We start from the raw sequence: 23,527 nt of genomic DNA, 5'->3' as shown, positions 1-23,527 counted from the left end.
ATTAAAAGAGTAACGGTTTACAATGTAGAATGGATAGTTTTCAGAAAATCTAACTTACATAAATTTTCTGAATATTAAAAAGAATTGAGGTTATTTTCTATGAATGAACAGCAGCTAGACAAATCTTTTCTAGGACAACCTAAAGGACTATCGACACTTTTCTTTACAGAGATGTGGGAAAGATTTAGTTATTATGGCATGCGGGCAATTTTACTCTACTATATTTATGATACAGTCGCAAACGGCGGGCTCGGCTTACCAAAAGAAACGGCCTTAGCGATCATGTCGATTTATGGCTCACTTGTGTTTATGTCAAGTATCGTTGGCGGATGGATTTCTGACCGTGTATTAGGAGCTAGAAAAACAGTTTTCTTCGGCGGATTATTTATTATGGTCGGTCACATTGTATTAGCGACACCTTTTGGGGTTGCCGCATTATTTCTATCTATCCTTTTGATCGTGATCGGTACGGGGATGTTAAAACCAAATGTTTCCGGTATGGTCGGTCATCTTTACTCAACAACAGACACAAGACGAGATGCTGGTTTTTCTATTTTTTATATGGGCATCAATATCGGTGCGTTGATTGCACCATTTATCGTTGGAACATTAGGTCAAACGTATAATTATCATATTGGTTTCTCTGTAGCAGCTTTCGGGATGTTCTTCGGTTTGCTGCAATATCACTTCCAAGGAAAAAAATCTTTATCGAACATCGGCTTAGCACCAACAAATCCGATGGATGCTGATGAACGTAAAAAATTCATGCGTTCTTTACTGATTGCTTTAGTTGTAGCTGTTTTGATCTTCGGCGGCGCTTTTGTCTTAGGTCGTTTAACGATCGCTTTTTTCATCAATATCGTTAGTATCATCGGTATTTTGCTTCCAGCATATTACTTTATCAAAATGCTGACATCAAAAGATGTGACCGATGAGGAAAAACCACGTGTTTTAGGCTACATTCCACTATTTTTAGCGGGGATCGTTTTCTGGTCACTAGAAGAACAAGGCTCTTCTATCTTAGCTTTATTCGCTAACGAACGAACACATGATACATTATTTGGTTTTTCGATCGCTCCAAGCTGGTTCCAATCATTGAATCCAATTTTCGTTGTTGTTTTGACTCCTATTTTCGTCGCTTTGTGGACACGTTTAGGAAAAAGACAGCCTTCGACCGTAGTAAAATTCTCATTAGGCTTAGTCTTCGCGGGTCTTTCATTTGTACTATTGATGCTTCCCGGGCTATTATACGGAACAGAAGGGCGTGTCAGTCCCTTATGGTTATTCTTCAGCTTCTTTATTATGATCGTAGGAGAAATGTGTATTTCACCTGTAGGGCTATCGATCACGACAAAATTAGCGCCGAAAGCCTTCGAGTCACAAACGGTTGCCATTTGGCTTTTAGCTGATGCAGCCTCACAGGCAATCAATGCACAAATTGCACGCTTTTATACACCACAAACCGAGTCTGCTTATTTTGGGATCGTCGGAATTGTCGCTGTGATTGCAGGAGTCATTCTGATTCTTTGTAAAAAACCGATCAAAAAGTTGATGGGCTCTGTCCATTAAAACGAAAAGAGTCCGGACCAAAACTAAAACAGTTTTGGTTCGGGCTCTAATTTTTGATAGATACTGACAAAGTCAAATCCGTCAATATCGCAACAACCACACGACATGAACAGCGCACTAGCCGATTTTTTATTCCGATTGCTCAAATCTAAACAGCCTTCATCTCATTTGTTTAAGCGATCATTTGTTTATTTTGTTTCATGATCGTTGCTTTTAACAGCAACGGAGCGATGATCGTAGTGGCAATCACCACAATGATTACGGATGAATAATACTCTTCCGAAAGAAAGCTCGATGTTAAACCAACTTGGGCTATTATCAATGCCATCTCTCCTCTAGAAACCATCCCCGAACCAATGATCAATGTCGAAATCCCTTTAAAGCCAGTTACTCTTGCACCCAAAGCGCCACCTAATAATTTTGACAGTACAGCTGCAATGGTCAAAATAACGATAAATAAGAAATGTTTAGACATGCCGGCAAACGTCATATTCAACCCGATCGACACAAAAAACATCGGAATGAATACCGCATACCCAATCGTTTCCAGCTTTTCGTCTACCCGTTTACGATAATCTGTTTGGGCAATCGCAACTCCCGCAAAAAATGCACCGATGATCGCACCCATATCAAGCATTTCAGCAAAATAGGCAAACCCTAGACAAACAACTAATGAAATTGCTGATACGGCTTCGATCGCAACTAATTTTTCACTTAAATTCAACAACCAAGGAACTAGCCATTTACTTGCCGCGAAAATAACGATGAAAAAGAATACTTTCAACAGTAAGACTTCCCATAACGGTAAGCTACTATCAGGTGTTGAACGATTCATCAAGCTCAACATGATACCTAAAATCAAAACAACGACAATATCATCAACCACCGCTGCACCAAGGATCGTCGCACCTTCTTCTGTATCGATCTTTTTCAGATCCTTCAGCACTTGAACTGAAATACTAACAGACGTCGCACTAAAAAGTACACCTAGAAAAATTGCATTTTGAACGGAAAACTGAAACAACTCTCCTACACCAAACCCCATTGCTGCTGGAAAAATGATACCCATCAACGCTACAGCCAAAGCAGGCCGCCAATATTTTTTTAAAAGCTCCAAATCACTTTCCAAGCCTGCAATAAACATCAAAATAATAACACCTATCTCAGAAAAATAATGCATGAATTCATCTGGTTTGACCCATCCTAAAATAGCTGGTCCAATCAAAATACCGACCAACAATTCACCGATAACAGAAGGTATGCCGATTCGATTACAAAAATGACCAGCTAGTTTGGTAAATAATAACACCAAACACAAGGTTAATAAAAAGAACATAAGTTTCTCCCTTTCTAAAAATAAACTTCCTTTTTTTTATTATAGCATGTTTACATCATTTCACCTTATCGTCAAGATCACGAACATGAACAAAAAAACCTGAAACATAACATTACGTTATTTCCAGGCTTAAAAAATCAAATTAGAGGATGATCGTTTTTGATCCACTAAAATCAAATTTATTTAGACGCACGTTTCAAATACGTACCTTCTTGTGTGTTGATTTCTAATAATTCATCAGCTTCGATAAAATCAGGAACGTTGACTACTAAACCTGTTTCCATTACGGCTGGTTTACCAGAACCTGAAACAGTTGCACCTTTGATCGATGGTTGTGTTTCTTGCACACGTAGAACAACAGTTGTTGGCAATGTCACACCGATAACTTCTGTACCGTAGAATTGGATTTTTACTTCCATGTTTTCAAGAAGATATTTCAATTCATCTTCGATCACAGTTGTTGGGATTTCATATTGTTCATATGTTTCTAAATCCATAAAGTTCGCTGTGTCATCTTGGCTGTATAAGTATTGTACAGGTTTACTTTCGATAAAGGCTTTTTTGACTTTATCATCTGGACGCATTGTTGTATCAGTCGTTGCGCCTGTACGAACGTCTTTTAGCTTCATACGCATAACGGTATTTCCTTTACCTGGTTTGTGGTGGCTAGCTTCCATTACACGGATCAATTTTCCGTCTTGTTCGAATGTCATACCTGCTTTAAGATCACTTACTGCTATCATTTTATAGTTCTCCTTCTTTTGTTAAGATTGATTATCTCTATTAAACTAGAGACTCGACTATACTCCTAGACTATTGTAGCAGATTCAACGCAGTTATTCTACTAGAATAGGCAGTTCTGCTATCAGAAAATACTTTGGGTATTTAGTATAAGTAAATTTTTTGTTATAGAATCAACTTTCGCTATCGCTTGTATTTTTTCTAAAATAATTGAGACTTTTTGAATCCATGAAAACCCTAAGCCACTGCTTCAACATCGATATCGTGATCAGATGTGCGAATCCATACAGGAACTGGACGTATTGGAAATATTTCTTCGGTTTTGATTGCCTTGGTTTTTGCTTCTATTTTACTGATAATCTCCTCGATCTCTTTGGAATCTGTTGGATCTAAAAAAAACCTTCCGCACATACGAAAACCCTCCTGTCTGTAGAATAACTGATCCTCATTCTACAAGCAGAAAGGGAGATTTGTTAAAAAATTACCTTTTATTTACTTGAATTTATTTACTTCAGTTATAAATTCGTTGATTATTTCTTCAAATATATCTTTTTCAATATACGCAACGCCTTCTTTGTATACAAACTCAGCTCCATACTGAGAATATGTGTCCTTAGCATCCCACGAAATCTCTAACCATTTACCATCTTCACTATAAAAGTTAGCAGGAAGTAAAAAGCCACCACCTCTAGCAGATTGCCAAGAATGTTTAAATAACCAATCAGCTATATTTTCTAATGCATCAAATTCTTCATCTTCTAAAGTAAAAATGAAGTCAGCAGCTCTATAAAATCTGTCTTTTTCAGCAATGGTATTGCCTTTTATCGGAAGCGGAAACGGAGGAGGAGTTGTATCAAAGAACATACTTTTACTTTCTTCAAACCATTCTGCTAATTCAATGATACTTCCCTTAAATGGATATATAGTTTTATTTTGGCTAAACCTAGTAATCCTCTTATCATTTATAATTAGATCGAATTCTCCATAACCATCTTCTTGAATATTAAACTCGAAAGCAAATCTCTCTGCATCTCCAATAATCATATTATTACTCCTATTCTTATTGTTTTATCAATTTTCTGTATTGGGCATTCGTTATCAATCCATCTTTTTGCATAGCTCGGAGTACATCTGCTGGAACGTCTCTCTGCACATTTTTCACTACATCATAAGCATGCCAACTTCCAGTAGTATCAGGCTGAAATTTTACCAATTTACCGTCCCAAAAATTATATAATTGCTTCTTATCTTTTGAAGTGTAGGCTGTATCTAAAAGTTTCTGTCCAACTTCTTGCGTAGGTATTGAATTAGGACTTCCCCAGCCACTTTTTGGATCATGCTTTGGACTAGGCTCATATTTCCCATTAGGATAATTTTCAGAACCATAACCCTCTCCTAAGCTACCCCAAGCACTTCGTAATACTCCAGCGCCATGCCCAGATATAGCCAAACCGCTTGTATTAATTGCTGGTATAGCTGCCGCACTAGCTCCTCCAGTCACCGGAAAAGTGGCTATGCTGCCTGCCGTTCCGCCAAACATCCATAGAAATCCACCTACAAACTCCGCACCACCTTGAGCAAGTGATAAAACATCTGCTAGCATCTGGCCGTTGGCATAGCCGCTTGTGTTAGATAAATGAGAATTTACCTGTCGCTCGCCAAACAGTTTATTAAAAATCGATTTACCATTGTTATTTGCCCATTGATCAAGAAAGCCTGATCCAAGACCTCTTACCCCTTGTATATCTTGTAACTGGATCATACCTTGTATTTCCCGTGTGCGCTTTGAATCAAACTCGCCGTTAACGAAGACACCGATCAAGTTGCCAGCTTCATCAAACTGGTACCCGATTTTCTCATTTTCAAGTTCAATGTCCTTAGTTTTTGCTTCAATCTTTTTCTGCCTCTTGTCCCAAGCACGGCTGATCGGCTTTACCCAAGACATATTCATTCTTCCTAAATCAAATGTTCCGGAAGAAGCATTCCATGCAGCACCTTTTTCGACTTCGGCTAGTCCAGCATCAAAGTTGGCCAACTGTGCTTCAAAATCAGCGAAAAGATCTGGAGAACTGGCATGAAAAGCATAGAGCTTCTGAAGCTTTTCTTCACTTTCTCTGATAGCTGCCTGTACATGCATGTAACGTTGTTCTAGTCCTTGATTGGGTTCTTTCTCTTTATCCATCCGTTGAGTCATACTTTGTAAGGTCAAATTGCCTTGTGCGATCACTGCCTTCAGTTGGTCCTCGATCACATCGCAGGTATCGACTTGTGATTGAAACTCTTCTGGAAACTTACTGTGTGCTTCAATCAATGCTTCACATACCAGGATAAATCCACTGGCTAAAGTTGGATAAACCGCAGAAAAATACTGCTTCGCAGAATCATACGTTTTACCGGATAAAGGCGCACTCATAAAATGACTGACACTATCTTTTAGAACACCACTAAACTGGACATACTGAGCGGCCATCTGTTTCGCAGCAGCACTTTGACTGTTGACTTCGCCAACAAAAAAATCTACTCCCATTCGTCCGCACCCACTTCCTGATCAAGCAGCTGCTTTCTTTCCAGATACAGTTGATCTTCTTGGTCCATAAGGTTCTTCTTCTCTGCCAAAAGTTCTTCTGATCGTTCCTCGACTTGCAGGCGTTGTTTTTGTTGTAGTGAGCGTGCTTCAGCTTCTAACTCAACAAAGTAATGTTGCTTTTCTGCTCCTTGATTCGCTTCCATCAATTCCTGGTAAAAGCGCTGTTCCAAGTTTTGAATCTCGCCATAGTCATATTCAGCTTCAGCCAGCTTTCTCAGTTCTCTTTGATTGCTTTCTTGTTCTAAATCCAGTTGTGCGAGTTCCAGTTGGATCATCGCTTCTCTATCTACCTGTTTCATTTGAACGTTACTCCGTTAAAGAGGTTTATCATACTGGCATTTATCTTTTGATCGATTGCCGCAAATTCTTTAGCCACGGAATGAATATTATTTCCATCACGAGCGATTGCATTCGATAACCGTTGCCCTCTACTATGTACGCTTGTTAAGCTATTCTTTGCGTTCGTGTTGCCACTGACAGACGTGCGCTCTGCCATAGACATTACCGCATTGACTGAAGACAATCCGCTTGCTGCTTTACTCATTTGTGCAGATACACCACCAGCGATCGATAAACTACTATTGATCCCCATAATTTTCTCCTTTTTATTAGTTACCACTAGTTTAACACAAAAAGAGGGGTATTTTTTCCATTAATAACAGGATTACATTTTAAATATAGAAAAAATCTGCCTATTTTCTCATTCAACACAAAAGAGCCGATCGTCTCTTAGCAACCAGCTCTTTCAAATGACCATATTTATTCTGATTTTTTAGAAATTTGATCAAAAGTTTGCCACAATTCATCACATTCAGGACAGCTGCCTGTATGGATCATTGAAAGTGGTGTTTGATCTGATCCATCTAAATAATGGCGTAAATGCATATCTGAAAAACCATGTTTTGCAGCATCTTCTCTTGTATTTGAATAGTAGACTGTTTTGATTCCCGCCCACATGATCGCACCTACACACATAGGGCAAGGTTCACAGGTTGCGTAGATTTCACAATCAGATAAATCCATCGTATCCAGCTTTTTACAAGCTTCCCGCACAGCAATCATTTCCGCGTGTGCAGATGGATCTGTATCTTTCATCATCGTATTACTGACTGATACGATCACTTCTCCATGTCGAACTAATGTAGCACCAAACGGCCCACCATATTTCTTTTCCATCCCTGAAACAGTAGCTTCTGCTGCCAGCTTCATAAAATCCATCATTTTCTCCTCCAATACTAATTCGTTTGTTTCATGACTTTACTTAACACGCTATAGACGACAAATGAAAAGATCAATCCTGAGAAGAAAGCAAAGTCATTGATCGTCTTTAAAAATGGAACCGATTGCAAAAAAGCGCCGGACATCGTTATGACAAAACTGATCCCTAAAGTCATCATCGCTTTCTTATTATATCCTGATTTGAACTCACCCATATCGCCGTCTTCTACATAGATATTCTCTAGATCGATCACTTGTTTATGCTCAATATAAAAGCTAGCGAGCATGATCCCTGCAATTGGACCAAACATAGAGCCGATGAAACTGTAGAAATAGAATAACGTCGATGCATTTTCTACCAACTTCCAAGGTAAGATCATTGTACCAATAATCGCCGTCAATACACCAGCCTTTTTGACATCTAAGACTTTTGGAAACAATGATGACATCTGCAGCCCCGCTGGAAATAAATTCCCGAATACAACGAATGCCAACGCGCCCATATTCAGTGCTAGAATCAAAACGAAAACAGCAAACGTATTATTGATTTTATCAAAGGCATTTACGATATTGAAAATCGGTTCACCAAATGCGATTTGCGTTCCTGCGATCAGACCCACACATGTGATCGCAAATAATATATAAGACAAGATAAAGCCTAATGGTAAACCGATGATCATCGCTTTGGGTGTTTTTGCTTTTTGAGTAAAGTCACCAATATTTACGATCGGACCAGCCCAATTTGACACTAAAGCACTCACACAGGTAATAAAGACGATCGGACTATTCGTCGCGTTAGCTGGTGTGTAAGCTAAAATCGGACCAAAACCGCCGGCAATTTGAATCGTCCAAATCGCTGCTCCAACAATAAAGACATAGACGATCGGTGAAGACCAATTGCCAAATTTATCCAAAACTTTTGTTCCTCCTAAAAATAAAGCAACAGTTACACACCAAATGATCAGATAGCTCAGCATCGTTGGCGTCGGCATCCCTAAAATCGTCATCCCGCCACCAATATTCATATAATTAGGAATGATTCGACTAAACAAGACATCCAGCGATTGGGCACTTACCACACTTTGCGTGCCAAAGAAGACAACACCCGCAATCAAACCTCTACATAAGGATGGGATGATCGCACCTTTTACGCCAAATACAGAACGCAGCAGCATAGGAAACGGCAATCCATATTTAGCAGAGGCAACACCATTCAACACATAAAATACGGAAACGATCACAGCAGATAACATTACGGCAGCTAAGACTTGCTTCGTATTTAATCCAAGTAGGAAAAATCCCGCGACTGTCATATAAGAAAGTATATTGTGAACGGCACCCATCCATAATGTGACATAATTAAAAATGCCCCAGTTTTTGTCGGCTCCTGTTTTTGGCAGTAATTCTGCAGAATAGGTAGGTGCAGTGTCGATCGTTTGTTTCTCTACTGATTCCATTGTCTTTTCCTCCAATACGTTTCTTTAGTTTTTTAGAAATTGAAGTGACTGTGCTTTGTGCTCTGAAAATAATGGGTTGTCTGGGTTTAACTGAATAGCTTTGTCCATCGCTTCGATCGCTTCTTGATGGCGATTTAGACTGCGCAAGCTGTTTGCTTTGTGAAAATAAAAATCCACTCGATCTGGATAGTCTTTTAATAAATCATCCATCAATTCGACCGCTGCTTCATGACGTCCTAATTCTCTTAAAAAATTTGATTTGTGGTAGCGATAAAAGAATCCTTGATCCGTTTTGATTGCTTGATCGTATACTTTTAACGCTTGTTCTATTTCTCCCATCATACGGAATGTATTGGCTAGATAAAAAGCAAATTCCGCCTCTTGCTGCCAGCCTTTTTTATAATATCCGATCGCTTTCTGGTAATCTTTTGACCGTTGATGAGTGTACCCTAAATAATAGAGCACATCTATATTCGTCTGATTTTGTTTTTCAAGTAAATCTAAAACTTGTATAACGGCATCTTCTCTTAAAAGACTGCGAACTCTTTGGAAAAACGGTGCTTCGACTTCTTTTTTTTCGAGAATCGCAATTAGTTGCTCGTTTCCTGACTCCCTTGCGTAGTCAAGGGCATTTTTTCCTGAATCATCTGTTTGGCTCACATCCGCCTGATGCTGAACTAACTCTCGAATAACATCGCGATATAAACGTCCACCATCTCCTAAAATCGTCGCTTCTAATAACGCTGACCAACTCAATCGATTGACATGATCGACTGGTACTCCTGCTGCTAGACAGAGCTGAACAGTTTTCAGATAACCTTTTTCACTAGAAGGAAGCAAGGCTGTCCCGCCAAAACGATTCACTGATGGTAAATCTGCTCCTACATGAAGCAATTCATAAACAATGTCATCAAATCCATTCGCTGCTGCACAAATGAACGGCGAAAGGCTGGTATTATCTTTTTGATTCACATCCGCATGGAAACGAAGTAATTCCTTTACTAGCGCTAGATTATTTTGCTGAACAGCCATCATCAAAGGTGATCGTCCTGCTTCATCCGTCATAGAGACTTCTGCTCCTGCTTGAAGCAATTCATGCACACGTTCAATTTCAGCAGCGGAGATCGCTTCAAGTAAAGAACGGTCTGTTTTTACTACATCCATTTTGCTCACTCCTTTCGGTTTTATAATTGTTCACTAAACGCGATGATCGCTTTTTCAAATGCTTCCATTGGCGGATGTGTGATACCCGCACCGATCATCCCGATTCCTGCTTCTTTATGAGCAATTGCTGTATTGATGATCGGCAAAGTGTTGGTTTGGATCACTTTTAGGCTGTCGATGCCGGAAGGAACGCCCATAAAATCAAGTGTTGGAATCGTAATGTTAGGATTTTCAGCGGTTGTGATTCCCTGCATCTCAACAGAAAAACGTAATGCATCTTCGATCGTTCCACCAACTAAGGCTACGATCGCTGGAGCTGCCGCCATCGCAAAGCCACCGATACCATAAGTTTCTGTAATAGCACTATCGCCAATATCCAACCCAGCATCTTCTGGTTTATAGCCGGCAAACATCGGACCGATCACTTTTTGAGAAGGACCTACAAACCATGGATTCCCTTTGATTCCGCTAATATGAATCCCAAATTCTGTTCCATTTCGAGCCATCGTCGTTACTACTGTGCTGTAAGGAATACCGACAGCAGAATCCAAGGCAGCTTTACACATCGCCATCCACGTTGGACCTGAGAAATAATCACTGCTGGCAACAAAATCGAACACTTCCTTCATTTCTTCGATCGTATGATCTGTTTGAATAATATAAGGCGTCAATGCTTGAATCAACAAGGTTGTTCCAGCATTATTACGATTATGGCATTCATCGCCCATATGCAATGCTTGTGCCAGCATCAATTTCAAATCGATTCCTTCCTTACATAACTTCATCGCATCTCTTAAGATCGGACCAAATGTATCTCTCATCCAAATCAGACGTTCGATCACACTTTCGTCATTCGCACCCATCCGTAAAATTTTAGACATTTGTTCACTTAAATTAGTGAACGCCAAATTTCCATACGTTTTATTTTCAACAATGTGCATGTACATAGAAGCAGAAGTCACGCCGGCCATCGAGCCTACACATTGGTGCTCATGACAAGGAGAAAAAATGATTTCACCAGAAGCTGCCACACGTTCGGCATCGTCTAAATCTTTTGCCAAACCTTCAAAGACTAGCGCACCTTTGACAGCACCTTTCATCGGACCATTCATTTTTTCCCAAGTAATGGGCGGTCCAGCATGTAAAATCGTATTTTTCGTCATTCCTGGTACAACATTGATTGCTTGATCATACCCTATCAATGAAATTTGTGAAGAAATGATTCGATTCACAGCTTCTTCATTGGCTCTTTTGATTTTTTCGAGATTTTCAGGTGTTTCGATTTTTTCTAGCGCCGCCAAGATAGTGGCTTTTCCTTGACCAGGAGGTGCCCAATTTAGATAGTTAGCCTCTACGTGCTGCTCAGTCAACTCCTCTTGAAATGCTTCGATCCCTAAATCAATGATCACAGGCTCTTCTTGAAATAGCTCAGTAATTTTACTCATGGTCATTCTGCCCCTTTCACGACAAATTCTCTTGCCAACAATCCGGCATTTTGACTGCTGCTGGCATATGTTGCACCAATTGCTGTCAATTTTTCGACTTGTTCATTGATATCCTGTTTATCTAAATCTGTTCCCAGCACATAACCAATGATTTCTAAATGACGGCCTTCTGCTGCTGCTTTTTCTTTTGCTTCTTTCATATAAGGCACCATTACACCGACTGGATCAGCATGTGAGCCATATCCTAGAACAAAGTCCATCAAGATAACACCAACTGCTGGATCGGCCGCTTCTTCAACAAAACGAGCGATTCGGTTGGATGGATCGATCATTGGATGCGGTTTGCCGTTTGTAAACTCATCTGCGCCAAAATCGATAAATGTATGGGCCTGACTAGGTTCACCAAAATGAAGCAGGTGCTCATCGTCCGTTGCGATATTGCTGTAAACATCTGAAAATCGTTCTTTTGCGGTAAACATGGCTTCATCACAAAGGGTTCCGCCAGTAAATAAACCGCGAATGTAGCGTTGCTCTGGATTTAATTTTGCCCGAACCTCATCGATCAATGGGAGATTCAATGGATGAACATCTAGACTATTTTCATCGATCCCAGCAAGGGTAACCGCTCTTAACGCTGCAGCTTTAGACATTTTCTCAAAATAAATCCCTTCTTCATTCGGACGTGGCTCACTGCCAATAAACCAAATGACCACTGGCTTTGTTGATTGTCTAACTCGTGCCAAAATTTTTTCTTCGACTATTTTTGCAGGCGGCTTAGAAATCAATACGATCACCTTTGTATCTGGATCTGCCTCTAACGCATCGATCGCATCCAGCATCATTCGCCCACCGACTACCTCACTTAAATCTCGTCCACCGGTTCCGATCAATTGTGAAACACCTTCGCCAAACTCGTGGATGCGGACGCTGATTTCCTGACTTCCAGTGCCGGACGCCCCAACGATACCAATACTGCCCTTACGCACTTTATTCGCAAAGCAGAGTCCTACATTATTGATGATCGCTGTCCCACAATCAGGTCCCATCATCAGCAAGCCTTTTTCATGAGCTAAATCTTTCAATTGAATTTCCTCTTGCACACTTACGTTATCACTAAACATCATAACGTGTAGATCATTCGCCAATGCTTTTCTAGCTTCTCTAGCTGCATACTGACCATTAACTGAAATCACGGCTAAATTAGCTTCAGGTATTGCCTTTTTTGCTGTCTCAATCGTTGTATACTGCTCAGCAGATTTACTAGTACCTTTTTCCTTTTTCTCTGTCATCAACTGTTCGATTTCTTTGAACAGCTCTTCTGAATCCATCGAATTATCTGCTTCAACAGCAATCACCAAATCGCTCGTCTGTGCCTGTTCAATCTCCGTTGTAAACAAACCAACATTTTTCATCACTTCTTTATTCATCTCTGTAGCCATTGCAATGATTGCCTGATCTACACCGGTCAATTGATTCGCTCTAGTAGACAAAGCCATCAACGAAACAGAATCAATATAGGTATTCGGTTGAATCTTGATACTGATTGACATAAAAATTCCTCCTCGTATAATAAAGTTATCAGATTTATTCTGATATTTTGTTTTCATCCCCGTTGGGGTATGATTATTTCGTACAGATAGAGGGCATAGTTTTTCCTCCTTGAAGCTTTGTCTTCCTAATTAAGACTGATGCCTCTTCTCTACGGACTGTATATGAATGAGCTGGATAGAACCGTGTTTCTGAATCTCTCACGAGGCTATATCGTCCCTAGAGTTTGAGGAAAACCTTATCTGTAAACTCTTGTTGAAAGGTGTTGATTGTATGTTCTTTATCGGTATTGATATTGGAAAACGAAACCACGAAGCAGCTCTACTTGATGAACAAGGGAAACTACTTGGAAAAACACTTCGCTTTGCCAATTCTAAACGCGGGAGTGAACAGCTCCTACAATTTATTAATCAGTATGAACTATTGCCTGATACTACTATGATTGGAATGGAAGCAACTGGTCATTATTGGTTATCGATTTATTCATTTCTACATCGATTGGGATTTCATGTAACAGCTTTTAATCCGATTCAATCCGATTCTCTTCGAAATTTCTATATCCGTAAAACCAAAACGGATACCGTGGATTCAGTCTTAATTGCACAAGTAATGCGTATGGACTTACCTGACCCAACCCAACTGCCTAAAGAAGAAATTTTTCAATTAAAACAGTTGGAACGGTTTCGTTACAGCGTTGTTGATAATATGTCGGACTTGAAACGGAAAGTTATTGCTTGTTTGGATCAAGTGTTTCCAGAATATAATCAGCTTTTTTCCGATATGTTCGGAAAATCTTCTACACAGTTATTACTTCAATCTCCTTTGCCAGAGGATTTGGTAGAAATTGACTCCGATAAATTAATCCAACTGCTGAATCAAGCGAGTAATGGTCGCCTAGGGCGATCCAAAGCGGAACAAAAAGTGAATCAGCTAAAAGGTATCGCAGAGTCTTCTTTCGGTATTAGCATTGCGACAGATGTTTTCAAGCTTCAAATTCAATTACTTTTAGAACAGATTCAATTATTTGAAAAACAAATTCATCAGCTTGAAGATGAAATGGTTCGGATTGTTGAAAAACAAGAAAATTTCCTCACGACTATTACAGGAATTGGTCCAATAACTGCCGCAGTTATCATAGGGGAAGTGGGCGATATTCATCGATTTGAACGCCCAAATCAATTGCTTGCTTTCGCAGGACTAGATGCCTCTGTCCATCAGTCTGGTGATTTTACAGGTACCCAAAATCATCTGTCAAAACGAGGCTCCCCCTATTTACGCCGAGCTATTTGGCAAGCAGCTTTTATTGCTTCTCAAAAAGATCCTGCTTTATCCGCTTATTACCAAGGTCTTAGAACTCGGGGGAAATCCCACGGAACAGCTATTGGAGCCGTTTGTCGTAAGCTTGTGAACATTATTTTCGCTATTTGGACAACGGATAAACCTTATGAAGTTCGTTTAACTTCTGAAACTGAAGCCTAGAAAATTTTAAACTATATGCTAGGCTTATTTGTCGTGCACTACAGTTGCACAACAAATAACTAAAAAAAATACTCGTTTTTACTTGACCTTTTCATAGCTGGCTTAATTTAAAAGCGGAACAGGTCGTTTAGCCTTGACTGGAAAATAGGAAAAATGAAATGTGGTGCTTTTTGCCACAATTCATTTTTATCTTTTTCCCGAAAGGCTGACCTGTGCAGCTGGATAATACAAATGATCAACACTTTCTTCGAAAGTCTTGTACTGTTCAACATCAGTTCATTTTATTCACTGTGTTTCTCAACAAAATCGGAATGAGCCCGCTTAGTCTCGACTAGAAAATAGGAAAACATGGATGAGGCGCTCTTTTCCTCATTCAGGTTTTATCTTTTTCTCGAGAGACTGGCTCATGCAGCTGGATAACAATAGATGCGGAACAAATCATTTAATCCTATAGAAAATTAGGAAATTGGCATTGAGACACTTTTTGTCTCACTGACAATTTATTTATTTTCCTAAGGATTGATTTGTGTAGCTAAATAACACAAATGATCAATACTTTCTCACAAAAACCTTGCACTATTCATCGACTCAAATACTCTCGTTGTGATTCTCAGCAAAATCCCCCCTTGTCTATCTCTGTTTTTCCAACGTAAACTCCACTCCTGCCAACATTCCTGAAAGGATATCTCCACCAGAAGTCGAGCCGATAGCTAAAACTTGCAGCATTTTTTCTTTGAGCAACATTTCATCCTCACCATAAAATAATTCATTTAAGAAAACACCCAAGCGCTCGCGTGCCTCACCTTTGATTGCCCAATCAAGTGTAGAAAAACTAATGACATTCGTTCGCTTTTTCAACTCTTGACGACAATTGATCAGCCATTGTTTCAATGAATGATATGGATAATCAGTTGTGGTAAAAATAAGTGCCAGTCCAACTAAAAAGTCATCGCCTGAAGGTGTCAGTCCTGGTCCTAACCCAATTACTCGGTTTAATTGCTTCATTGCTTGAAACAGCTGTTTCTCTTTTAAATAGTTAAGCAGATGACCCGTTTCCTTCCGAAGCATCGTATGCATCATTTTTTCATAAGCTGTAGTTTGGGTATGATTCAATAAATAGCCACCCTTACTATCGATTTGCCCTAACCACTGATCGACCTTTTGAATGCGGCGCTCTAGCTCTTGGTAAGCCTTTTTTGAAGGAAAGAAAATTTCTGGGTATTTCCACTTCTCTACCTCGTCTATCTCTATCGCAGCAACATCCTCAATGATCAATTGGTCATGCTGTACAAAAACAGGTGTATTCAAAGGTATTTGTAGCTGGTCGTAAAAAAAATCAGCGACACGTATCGTATTTGGTGCATTATCCAATTCAGCTGTGGCAATCGTATATAATGTACCAGAACCATCAATAATATTTATTGTCCGTGTAAATGTACTATGGATCGTTCCGGTCCATTGCTTTTCTTGAAGCTCTGATAGAAAGTATTGAGCAATAGAAAGACTTTTATACGTTCGCATCTTTTCCACCTCCTTGAATAACTCTTCTTTACATGATTAAATTTACACGAAGTAAGCCTTTTCAAAAACAGGCAAATCATCTGAATATCATCGCTTAAAGTTGTATACTTTAACTAAGTACCGTATAGTTAAACTAGTCATTCTTAGATAATGAAAGTAGGTGTCTTCGTGTTAACCGTCAAAAATTTCTTAGCATTACCTCAATTCAAGACATTCAATTTAGTTGCTGGAGAAAAAGGACTTGAAAATAAAATCACTGGTGTCAACATTTTAGACAATCCAGATGCTTCTGACTGGTTATCTGCTGGCGAACTCTTGATTACCTCTGGTTACTTTTTTAGTGAAAATATAGAGACACAGCATAGATTTATTCAGCGCTTCAAGGAAATCAACTGTTCGGCAATTTGTATTAAACCCCATATTTACTTAAAAGGAATCCCTGAATCAATGCGAGCGCTTGCTGATGAATTATCTTTGCCTCTTATTGAAATTCCTTATGGGATCGCGTTTTCAAAAATCATGAACATCGTCATGGCAGAAATTTCCGGACGCGTGAACGAATTAAATCAAGCTTCTCTGGATATTCACTCACAGTTTTTTGAAATTTCTTTGCATGGCGGAGGGATGAAAAAAATTGCTGCTGGACTGGCTCAAATGGTTCATAACCCAACCGTTTTGGTCGATATAGATTGGACTGTTATAGCTGTCAGCAATCAAAAAGTACCCATTATCAAAGAAACGCTTAGAAAAACAGGTGACAGCTTTAGCTTTCCTATCACGATCTTCTCCGATTTACCAACTAATTTTGAACGAATTCAAAAACCCTTTACAAGATCAACACTGTTTAACGAGACAGAATACGCTTGGGTGATCATGCCTGTCTATTTTGATACGATCCACTATGGATTTATTCTTGTTTGTCAAATTGATGAAGCACTGACCGATCTTGATTATGTTGCTTTAGAAAATGGGTCGATGGCTTTTGCATTAGAGCAAATGCGGCTATTTGAAATCGAACGGACAGAAAATAGAATTCGACGGGACTTTTTCGATCAGCTATTATCTGGTCAAATCAAAGATTTGGATACATTAGCAGCCTACGATTCAACGCTTGATCCAGCTTTAAACTACACTGTTTTGATCTTTTCGATCCAAACGATCGAGAATCAAGGAACCTCATTGATCCAGAAAAAGCAGACAGAAGATCGACTAATGAAAAGCGTGCTTTCTTCTCTGACCACTTATATAGCCAATCGTTTTCCAAACCTGCATGTTTTCAGCCGAAAAAATCAGCTTGTCATGCTTTTAGGAACAGAACCGACCCTTAGCACTGTCAAAACGCATAATGAAGTCTCTGATACAGCTGAAAGAATTCGAATATATTTGGAGCAACTGGGCAAAACAGAGCAAACCATTTTTTGTACTATCGGTTCAACTTTGCCGATTTTAGAACTTTCTCAAAGTTTTGAGGAAGCAAAAAAAGTCATCCACTTACTTGAGGATGACGAAAAAGAAGAGAAAATCTATTTTTTCAACGATTTCTATTTTGATTCTTTTTTAGTGGATTCTATTTCAAAAGAACAGGGAAAAAAATTCTATACCCATTATCTGCAGCCTTTATTAGCTTATGATCAAAAAAATAATACAAGCTTCACGCCAACTCTAAAAGCTTATTTGGCTCATCATTTAAATATCGCAACGACTTCTAGAGCATTGTTTATCCATCGAAATACACTCTTATATCGAATCGATAAGATCAAAAGTCTTTTACCTGTCGATTTGGAGCAAGAAAAAAATACCTTTGCTTTACAGCTAGCTTTAAAATTATACGAGCTTCATCGCTGAAAAAAGGACTGAGACATAACTCTAAGAGTTACGACTCAGTCCTTTTAAAAACGAGTATCTTTTTCTACTACTTCGCTAATTATCTACCTACGATGAATGTCAATTCACATTCACAAACTTTTTTGTCCTCTACATATGCGGTCGCTTTTCCGATCCCTACATAATCTCTGATTTTCACGATTTCAAAGTGCAGCTTCAACACATCGCCCGGCACAACTTTTTGACGGAATTTTGCTTTATTGATTCCACCGATGTACGCTGTTTCACCTTGGAATTGTTCCATTTTTAAAATCAAGATCGATCCTACTTGTGCTAATGCTTCGATGATCAAAACACCTGGCATTGTTGGGTTACCAGGGAAATGTCCTTGGAAAAATTCTTCATTGATCGTCACATTTTTCGTTGCGATGATTTTTTTCTCTGGAATAATTTCATCCACATAATCGATAAAACAAATCGGGTAGCGATTTGGGATCATTTCCATAATTTCAGTTGCATTCATGATTCTTGTCATTGTTCGTCTTCCTCCCATTTCTTCATACAAATAACACCATTATGTCCACCAAAGCCAAATGAATTACTGATAGCATATTCTGCTTGAACAGCGCGTGAACCATCTGTTAGGTAATCTAAATCACATTCCGGATCAGCTGTTTTGTATCCTGTTGTCGGATGAGCGATGCCTTCCTGCAAAGTTTTCGCACAAGCGATTGCTTCGATTCCGCCAGCAGCTCCTAATAAGTGTCCTGTCATACTTTTTGTGCTGGAAATTGGAATATGATACGCTTTATCGCCAAAGACACGTTTGATAGCAGCCGTTTCTGCTGCATCATTTGCCGGTGTCGATGTTCCATGTGCGTTGATATAACCTACAGAGGACGCATCGATTTGAGCTTCTGCCAGTGCTAGTTCAATAGCATCAGCAGCGCCACTACCATCTTTCAATGGTGCTGTCATATGGCTGGCATCACAATTACTGCCATAGCCGACAACTTCACCTAAAATCACTGCTCCCCGTTTTTTTGCATGCTCCAGCTCTTCCAGCATCAACATACCTGCACCTTCACCCATGACAAAACCATGTCTTTCTTTATCAAACGGGATCGAAGCCCGCGCTGGATCATCTGTTGTATTCAACGCACTCAACGCCGCAAAACCAGCAATACCGATTTCACAAATCGTCGCTTCAGTTCCACCTGTGATCATGACATCAGCTAAGCCATATTTGATCGTACGGAATGCTTCACCGATTGCATTTGTTGCAGATGCACAAGCCGTTACGATCGTTTGTGAGGGGCCTTTTGCCCCTAATTTGATCGAAATATTTCCTGAAGCCATATTAGCGATGACCATTGGAACGAAAAACGGTGTTACTCTCTTTGCTCCTTTTTTGTCCATTACCCGAACCTGATCCTGCAAGGTCGTCATCCCGCCGATCCCGCTGCCGACGATTACGCCAAACCGCTTAGGATCGATTGAATCGTAAGTCAAGCCACTCATTTCCCATGCTTCCAAAGCTGCAACCAATCCATATTGAGAGAATAGGTCCATTCGTTTTTGCTCCTTGCGATCGAGCACGTTACTTGGATCAAACTCTTTCACTTCTCCAGCTAAAGCAACACCGGTATCCTCTGAATCAAATTTAGTGATTTTTCCGATCCCTAACTTGCCGTTGACTAGATTTTGCCAATATTCTTTGACCGTATTTCCTAAAGGAGTCACTGCTCCCATCCCTGTTATAACTACGCGCTTCATCTTGCACCTCCATCGATATTTTGATGTTCAAATTAAAAAAAACTTGCTTAACCAATACTTTTTTGTTTAAAATTAAGTAAAATAGTTTGACTTTCAAAGTATTTTAGTTAATAATTCAGACATCGATAAAATGTCTGTTTGGTTGTGATTATCAATTAGAGAATTATATTATCATTCTCACACAGATAATACCAGTTGCATTTTTATCCGTCAACCTAAATAAAATCAGATGTTGAGATTTTATTAAGTTGTTAAACTATTTTTCACACACTAAAATAATTATTAAAGGGGAAAAACAATATGTTTCTAAAAGATAAGAAAGTCGTCGTAATGGGTGTCGCAAACAAAAAAAGTATTGCTTGGGGCTGTGCGAAAGCATTAAAAGAGCAAGGCGCCGACGTTATCTATACTTATCAAAACGAGCGCATGAAAAAACAACTACTAAAATTAGCAGAACCAACTGATTTACTTGTAGAATGTGATGTTGCTTCTGACGAATCGATTGCGCAAGCATTCAAAACGATCCAAGAAAAATACGATAAAATCGACGGTTTAGTTCATGCTATCGCTTTTGCCAACAAAGAAGAACTAGACGGAAACGTCAGTGACATCAGTCGTTCCGGGTATTTATTGGCACAAGATATCAGCAGCTATTCATTATTAGCGGTGGCTCACTATGCAAAACCTATGCTAAATCCAGGCTCTGGCATCGTAACAATGACTTATTTAGGCTCTGAAAGAGCGATCCCAAATTATAATATGATGGGTATCGCTAAAGCTTCTTTAGAGACTGCTGTAAAATATTTAGCTTATGAATTTGCCGCAGATAAAATTCGTGTCAATGGGATTTCCGCTGGAGCAATCAAGACGCTAGCTGTAACAGGTGTCAAAGATTACGATCAGTTGATCAAGCTATCAGAAGACCGCACACCTGATAAAGCTGGCGTAACGATCGAAGAAGTAGGAAATACGTGTGCTTTTCTAGTCAGTGAACTTGCCGCTGGTATCGTAGGCGATATTATTTACGTCGATAAAGGCGTTCACCTCACTTAATTTTTCTCACCGCTTCTTCGCTCTTACATGGAAAAAGAGCACAGAATACCACTCAACAAGTGATTTCTCTGCTCTCTTTCTTTTATGCTACTAGAGTAAAGTGTGTTAATTTTATTCTGCGCCATAATTCAACATAAGCCATCGGCGGATATTCGATCATCGAAATGATCAAAGAACTTAAAATATGCGTCATCACAAGCACAGTGATCAACTGCGCCCAATTATTGTTAAAAAATTCATGATTCTTTACAAGACTTCCCGCCCATAAAATACATAGAGGATGGATAAAGAAATAAAATTTTCCCAACTCCCGCAAGCGTCTGACATTTAACTGCTTGCTCACTTCAATGGATAAACTCTTCCAAAAAAGCAGTCCAGTAAATGGTATCAGGCTAAACAAAAAGTTCTTATCGATCCCAACATTTTGATAAACGACTACTCCTTCTGTCAGTAAAAGACAAGCAGCAATCAAAAGTAAGCGATCACTAAACTTCTCATACTTCGCAAGCTTCTCTTTATAATCCCAGATAAAAAAGCCGATCGTAACAAAAATCAATGCGAAGAACAAGCCATTTCTTGTTGTGATAAATAGTTGTAAATACCGATCAAAAAAGGCTTTAAGCTGCCCGTTTCCAATATAGCCATAATACGTTTCCAATGAACCAAAACTATATAATAACCCTGCTAAACCCAACAAAAATGGATAACCTACTCGTTTCACTAACCATTGAACCATAATAATGGCAAAAATAGCTGCTGGAATATACCAGAGATGGTAGTATGTTCCTGTATAAAAAAGTCCAACGATCAAAGCGACTGGATATAAACTAGGGCTCAGAGAATAGCTTTGCTGAATCCATATAAAGCCGATCGGCAAATAAATCAAGCTCCAAAATAAATAAGATTTTATCAGGGACCTCACATAATGCTTCGTATATCCCTTTGAGCTTGTTTGTCCTCTACGCACAAAGTAGCTGGTAGAGATCAAAAAGAAAGGAACAGCAATTCGACATAACACATTCTTGAATAAAAAATTCAGTTCTGGCTCTTGAAATACACGTTCACAATGAAAACAAATCACTAAGACCGCCGCAGCATATTTGATCACGTCGATTCCAGCAGTCATTTCCCGTGTTTTTTTGATTGTCTGTTCGATCTTTTTCACCCCCACATCCTTTTTTTCACTTCTTTCCTTAAGTATAGCAAAGCATTATTTACATTTTATCAGTACAAAGTCTGAATTTTCTCTGTATAAAAAGTCCTATATTAGAAAAAAGCGTAGAGATGCGTATAAAGCATTTCTACGTTTTTTTGATTTTTTCCGTTTTACAGATTTTCCTCAACAAAATGGACAGATGAGCAATTCCAGTACTTTTGGTATACACGTTCCTGATTTTCATCAAGATTAAGCTGATACATTTTGAATATTACTAGTCGATTCTTTGGCTGCCATTGTTCTTCATAGGAATACTGATAGATCATTCCCAACCGTTTCATCACTTCACCACTGCGGGGATTATCAACGTCATGAGTTGCGGTTATATAAGGAATTCCATCTTTTCTAAGTTGTTCGATCACTGCTTGGCCTGCTTCTGTCACAATCCCTTTATGCCAAAACTCTTTTCGCAACCCATAGCCAAAATCATAACTGTCATCCAGGCTCACATTTACATAACCGATTGGCTGATCATACTCCTTTAAACAAATTGCATAGCGATAGCCTTGCTGCTTTTGGTACGCCTGACGATAATTCGTATCATAAAAGGTGTTTGCTTCTTCCAACGTAGCTAATGGAAACCACGGCAAGTACGTATTGACTGCTTGATCGCTATAAATTGCAAACAGATCAGCTACATCTGCTTCCGTAAATTTTCTTAAAATCAAACGCTCTGTTTGTATGGTAGGTGTATTTTTTTTCATCTGATAATAGCCTTTCACTGCTGTTGTCCGTAAAATAGTGGAATGAGTGCTTCTTGTTCACGTAATGCTTCAAACGCTGCTTGTTCATCTGCAAGTGCTAGAGCCGCTTCAAAGTCCTCCATCACTTGAATCTTTGTTGAAGAAAATGGTGGGTAATGATAGATAGCATGCGCTGCTTTCAATGAATTTACCCAGAAAAAATAAACGTTTTCCTCTGTTACTAAATCGATCAATGTCATGAAGTCACCGCCGAGATGGCGATAATATTTCGCAAAGTGGATAGTGATTTCTTTAATGTCCGTTATAGGAAACTCAGCGATTCGTTTTTCAATAGGCAGATTGACTAGTCCTTTAAAGCGTCCGATTTGATCGATCGTAACTTCGCCTTTGCTCACACTGCATAGACAATTAGCATTCCCCATCCATCTTGAAAAGGTTACCTCAGGATACATCGCTTCATCCAATTTTAGGAAGGTGTTGACGCGTTTTCCTTCTGTGAATAAAGAATCGATTTCCTTAGCATATGCACTGTAAAAAGCAGTTTTGTTTTGTTCGATATCTTTTGCCATTTTGGTCAGTTCCTTTCCTTTTCGTCCTTGAAACCATGACGTTAAGAATCCCGATTTTTTATAGCCGATCAAAACATCTACGCTTACGTCAAAATATTCAGCTAATCGAATCACATTTTCTAAGTCAGGTAAACTTTTCCCTAACTCCCATTTTGAAATCGTCTGACGTGAAATCATTAAATGATCGGCTAAATCTTGTTGAGATAAATGACGTTCTTGACGAAATTTTTTTATTTGTTTGCCTACGGCTAAGCTCACTATAAGCGCCATCCTTTCTTTTGTCTATAAAATCTGATGCACCCTTTCGTTGCTTGTTTCCA

The 23,527-nt window shown here is 39.2% G+C and carries 22 protein-coding genes; 4 read left to right on the top strand and 18 right to left on the bottom strand.

Annotation, left to right across the window (positions count from 1 at the left end; all coding sequences use genetic code 11):
• Window positions 1-99: 99 nt before the first annotated feature.
• Window positions 100-1,569 carry a peptide MFS transporter gene (locus IGI58_RS10410; RefSeq protein WP_429953474.1) on the top strand — a complete coding sequence of 490 codons (1,470 nt, stop codon included), beginning with the start codon at window positions 100-102 and terminating at the stop codon, window positions 1,567-1,569.
• A gap of 172 nt (window positions 1,570-1,741) precedes the next feature.
• Here the strand turns inward: IGI58_RS10410 and IGI58_RS10405 are convergent, their stop codons facing one another.
• From IGI58_RS10405 to fdrA, 12 genes are all read right to left on the bottom strand, one after another.
• On the bottom strand, window positions 1,742-2,905 hold the full coding sequence (locus IGI58_RS10405) for a cation:proton antiporter (RefSeq protein ID WP_429953475.1): 1,164 nt from the start codon (window positions 2,903-2,905) through the stop codon (window positions 1,742-1,744).
• A gap of 179 nt (window positions 2,906-3,084) precedes the next feature.
• The gene (efp, locus tag IGI58_RS10400) at window positions 3,085-3,648 is read right to left on the bottom strand and encodes an elongation factor P (protein ID WP_225533452.1); all 564 of its coding nucleotides are present in this window, start codon (window positions 3,646-3,648) and stop codon (window positions 3,085-3,087) included.
• Between the two features lie 235 nt (window positions 3,649-3,883).
• Window positions 3,884-4,057, bottom strand: a complete 174-nt coding sequence (locus IGI58_RS10395) for a hypothetical protein (RefSeq protein ID WP_429953476.1) — start codon at window positions 4,055-4,057, stop codon at window positions 3,884-3,886.
• A gap of 81 nt (window positions 4,058-4,138) precedes the next feature.
• Window positions 4,139-4,690 (bottom strand): hypothetical protein, encoded by a 552-nt coding sequence (locus IGI58_RS10390; protein WP_429953477.1) that lies wholly within the window; start codon window positions 4,688-4,690, stop codon window positions 4,139-4,141.
• Between the two features lie 16 nt (window positions 4,691-4,706).
• Window positions 4,707-6,173, bottom strand: a complete 1,467-nt coding sequence (locus tag IGI58_RS10385) for a T7SS effector LXG polymorphic toxin (RefSeq protein ID WP_429953478.1) — start codon at window positions 6,171-6,173, stop codon at window positions 4,707-4,709.
• Window positions 6,164-6,532 (bottom strand): DUF3958 family protein, encoded by a 369-nt coding sequence (locus tag IGI58_RS10380; RefSeq protein WP_429953479.1) that lies wholly within the window; start codon window positions 6,530-6,532, stop codon window positions 6,164-6,166. Before IGI58_RS10380 ends, IGI58_RS10385 begins: the two co-directional genes overlap by 10 nt.
• Window positions 6,529-6,825 (bottom strand): TIGR04197 family type VII secretion effector, encoded by a 297-nt coding sequence (locus tag IGI58_RS10375; protein ID WP_429953480.1) that lies wholly within the window; start codon window positions 6,823-6,825, stop codon window positions 6,529-6,531. Before IGI58_RS10375 ends, IGI58_RS10380 begins: the two co-directional genes overlap by 4 nt.
• A 167-nt stretch (window positions 6,826-6,992) precedes the next feature.
• The gene (locus IGI58_RS10370) at window positions 6,993-7,454 is read right to left on the bottom strand and encodes a nucleoside deaminase (RefSeq protein WP_429953481.1); all 462 of its coding nucleotides are present in this window, start codon (window positions 7,452-7,454) and stop codon (window positions 6,993-6,995) included.
• A 14-nt stretch (window positions 7,455-7,468) separates the two neighbouring features.
• Window positions 7,469-8,908, bottom strand: a complete 1,440-nt coding sequence (locus IGI58_RS10365; RefSeq protein ID WP_429953482.1) for a cytosine permease — start codon at window positions 8,906-8,908, stop codon at window positions 7,469-7,471.
• A 24-nt stretch (window positions 8,909-8,932) separates the two neighbouring features.
• Complete coding sequence (locus IGI58_RS10360) at window positions 8,933-10,072, bottom strand: ankyrin repeat domain-containing protein (RefSeq protein WP_429953483.1); 1,140 nt, start codon at window positions 10,070-10,072, stop codon at window positions 8,933-8,935.
• 20 nt (window positions 10,073-10,092) lie between these two features.
• Window positions 10,093-11,517, bottom strand: coding sequence for a DUF1116 domain-containing protein (locus IGI58_RS10355; protein WP_429953484.1), 1,425 nt, complete (start codon window positions 11,515-11,517; stop codon window positions 10,093-10,095).
• A 2-nt stretch (window positions 11,518-11,519) separates the two neighbouring features.
• Entirely contained in the window at window positions 11,520-13,067 is a 1,548-nt protein-coding gene (gene fdrA / locus IGI58_RS10350; protein WP_429953485.1) for an acyl-CoA synthetase FdrA, read from the bottom strand.
• A 271-nt stretch (window positions 13,068-13,338) separates the two neighbouring features.
• Between fdrA and IGI58_RS10345 the strand changes: the two genes are divergently transcribed.
• Window positions 13,339-14,544, top strand: coding sequence for an IS110 family transposase (locus IGI58_RS10345; protein ID WP_429952432.1), 1,206 nt, complete (start codon window positions 13,339-13,341; stop codon window positions 14,542-14,544).
• A 630-nt stretch (window positions 14,545-15,174) separates the two neighbouring features.
• Here IGI58_RS10345 and IGI58_RS10340 read toward each other — a convergent pair.
• Window positions 15,175-16,065: a DUF2877 domain-containing protein gene (locus tag IGI58_RS10340; RefSeq protein WP_429953486.1), complete on the bottom strand. Its 891-nt coding sequence runs from the start codon at window positions 16,063-16,065 to the stop codon at window positions 15,175-15,177.
• Window positions 16,066-16,233: 168 nt separating this feature from the next.
• Here IGI58_RS10340 and IGI58_RS10335 point away from each other — a divergent pair, with 168 nt between their 5' ends.
• Window positions 16,234-17,910, top strand: coding sequence for a PucR family transcriptional regulator (locus IGI58_RS10335; RefSeq protein ID WP_429953487.1), 1,677 nt, complete (start codon window positions 16,234-16,236; stop codon window positions 17,908-17,910).
• 79 nt (window positions 17,911-17,989) lie between these two features.
• Here IGI58_RS10335 and fabZ read toward each other — a convergent pair whose 3' ends face one another.
• A complete protein-coding gene (gene fabZ, locus IGI58_RS10330; RefSeq protein WP_087640754.1) occupies window positions 17,990-18,424 on the bottom strand; it encodes a 3-hydroxyacyl-ACP dehydratase FabZ in 435 nt (144 codons plus the stop codon).
• Complete coding sequence (gene fabF, locus IGI58_RS10325) at window positions 18,421-19,665, bottom strand: beta-ketoacyl-ACP synthase II (RefSeq protein WP_429953488.1); 1,245 nt, start codon at window positions 19,663-19,665, stop codon at window positions 18,421-18,423. The genes fabZ and fabF overlap by 4 nt, the downstream gene beginning before the upstream one ends.
• A gap of 300 nt (window positions 19,666-19,965) precedes the next feature.
• Here fabF and fabI point away from each other — a divergent pair, with 300 nt between their 5' ends.
• Window positions 19,966-20,718, top strand: a complete 753-nt coding sequence (gene fabI, locus IGI58_RS10320) for an enoyl-ACP reductase FabI (RefSeq protein ID WP_087640752.1) — start codon at window positions 19,966-19,968, stop codon at window positions 20,716-20,718.
• 82 nt (window positions 20,719-20,800) lie between these two features.
• Here the strand turns inward: fabI and IGI58_RS10315 are convergent, their stop codons facing one another.
• From IGI58_RS10315 to IGI58_RS10305, 3 genes are all read right to left on the bottom strand, one after another.
• Window positions 20,801-21,883: an acyltransferase family protein gene (locus tag IGI58_RS10315; RefSeq protein WP_429953489.1), complete on the bottom strand. Its 1,083-nt coding sequence runs from the start codon at window positions 21,881-21,883 to the stop codon at window positions 20,801-20,803.
• 161 nt (window positions 21,884-22,044) lie between these two features.
• Window positions 22,045-22,638 carry a GNAT family N-acetyltransferase gene (locus IGI58_RS10310; RefSeq protein ID WP_429953490.1) on the bottom strand — a complete coding sequence of 198 codons (594 nt, stop codon included), beginning with the start codon at window positions 22,636-22,638 and terminating at the stop codon, window positions 22,045-22,047.
• A gap of 14 nt (window positions 22,639-22,652) precedes the next feature.
• Window positions 22,653-23,465, bottom strand: a complete 813-nt coding sequence (locus IGI58_RS10305) for a helix-turn-helix transcriptional regulator (RefSeq protein ID WP_429953491.1) — start codon at window positions 23,463-23,465, stop codon at window positions 22,653-22,655.
• Window positions 23,466-23,527: the final 62 nt, after the last annotated feature.

The sequence above is a fragment of the Enterococcus sp. AZ020 genome (assembly GCF_050499205.1).
Classification (GTDB): Bacteria; Bacillota; Bacilli; order Lactobacillales; family Enterococcaceae; genus Enterococcus_L; species Enterococcus_L dunnyi.
This window is presented reverse-complemented; position numbering and strand designations above follow the sequence as displayed.

Bases quoted from the DNA above. Each gene is read 5' to 3' on its own strand.
- IGI58_RS10390 (WP_429953477.1), bottom strand. From the start codon at position 4,690: ATGATTATTGGAGATGCAGAGAGATTTGCTTTCGAGTTTAATATTCAA.
- IGI58_RS10380 (WP_429953479.1), bottom strand. From the start codon at position 6,532: ATGAAACAGGTAGATAGAGAAGCGATGATCCAACTGGAACTCGCACAA.
- fabI (WP_087640752.1), top strand. From the start codon at position 19,966: ATGTTTCTAAAAGATAAGAAAGTCGTCGTAATGGGTGTCGCAAACAAA.
- fabF (WP_429953488.1), bottom strand. From the start codon at position 19,665: ATGAAGCGCGTAGTTATAACAGGGATGGGAGCAGTGACTCCTTTAGGA.
- IGI58_RS10365 (WP_429953482.1), bottom strand. From the start codon at position 8,908: ATGGAATCAGTAGAGAAACAAACGATCGACACTGCACCTACCTATTCT.
- IGI58_RS10340 (WP_429953486.1), bottom strand. From the start codon at position 16,065: ATGCGAACGTATAAAAGTCTTTCTATTGCTCAATACTTTCTATCAGAG.
- IGI58_RS10360 (WP_429953483.1), bottom strand. From the start codon at position 10,072: ATGGATGTAGTAAAAACAGACCGTTCTTTACTTGAAGCGATCTCCGCT.
- IGI58_RS10410 (WP_429953474.1), top strand. From the start codon at position 100: ATGAATGAACAGCAGCTAGACAAATCTTTTCTAGGACAACCTAAAGGA.
- fabZ (WP_087640754.1), bottom strand. From the start codon at position 18,424: ATGACAAGAATCATGAATGCAACTGAAATTATGGAAATGATCCCAAAT.
- IGI58_RS10405 (WP_429953475.1), bottom strand. From the start codon at position 2,905: ATGTTCTTTTTATTAACCTTGTGTTTGGTGTTATTATTTACCAAACTA.
- efp (WP_225533452.1), bottom strand. From the start codon at position 3,648: ATGATAGCAGTAAGTGATCTTAAAGCAGGTATGACATTCGAACAAGAC.
- IGI58_RS10375 (WP_429953480.1), bottom strand. From the start codon at position 6,825: ATGGGGATCAATAGTAGTTTATCGATCGCTGGTGGTGTATCTGCACAA.
- IGI58_RS10310 (WP_429953490.1), bottom strand. From the start codon at position 22,638: ATGAAAAAAAATACACCTACCATACAAACAGAGCGTTTGATTTTAAGA.
- IGI58_RS10370 (WP_429953481.1), bottom strand. From the start codon at position 7,454: ATGATGGATTTTATGAAGCTGGCAGCAGAAGCTACTGTTTCAGGGATG.
- IGI58_RS10355 (WP_429953484.1), bottom strand. From the start codon at position 11,517: ATGAGTAAAATTACTGAGCTATTTCAAGAAGAGCCTGTGATCATTGAT.
- fdrA (WP_429953485.1), bottom strand. From the start codon at position 13,067: ATGTCAATCAGTATCAAGATTCAACCGAATACCTATATTGATTCTGTT.
- IGI58_RS10345 (WP_429952432.1), top strand. From the start codon at position 13,339: ATGTTCTTTATCGGTATTGATATTGGAAAACGAAACCACGAAGCAGCT.
- IGI58_RS10385 (WP_429953478.1), bottom strand. From the start codon at position 6,173: ATGGGAGTAGATTTTTTTGTTGGCGAAGTCAACAGTCAAAGTGCTGCT.
- IGI58_RS10395 (WP_429953476.1), bottom strand. From the start codon at position 4,057: ATGTGCGGAAGGTTTTTTTTAGATCCAACAGATTCCAAAGAGATCGAG.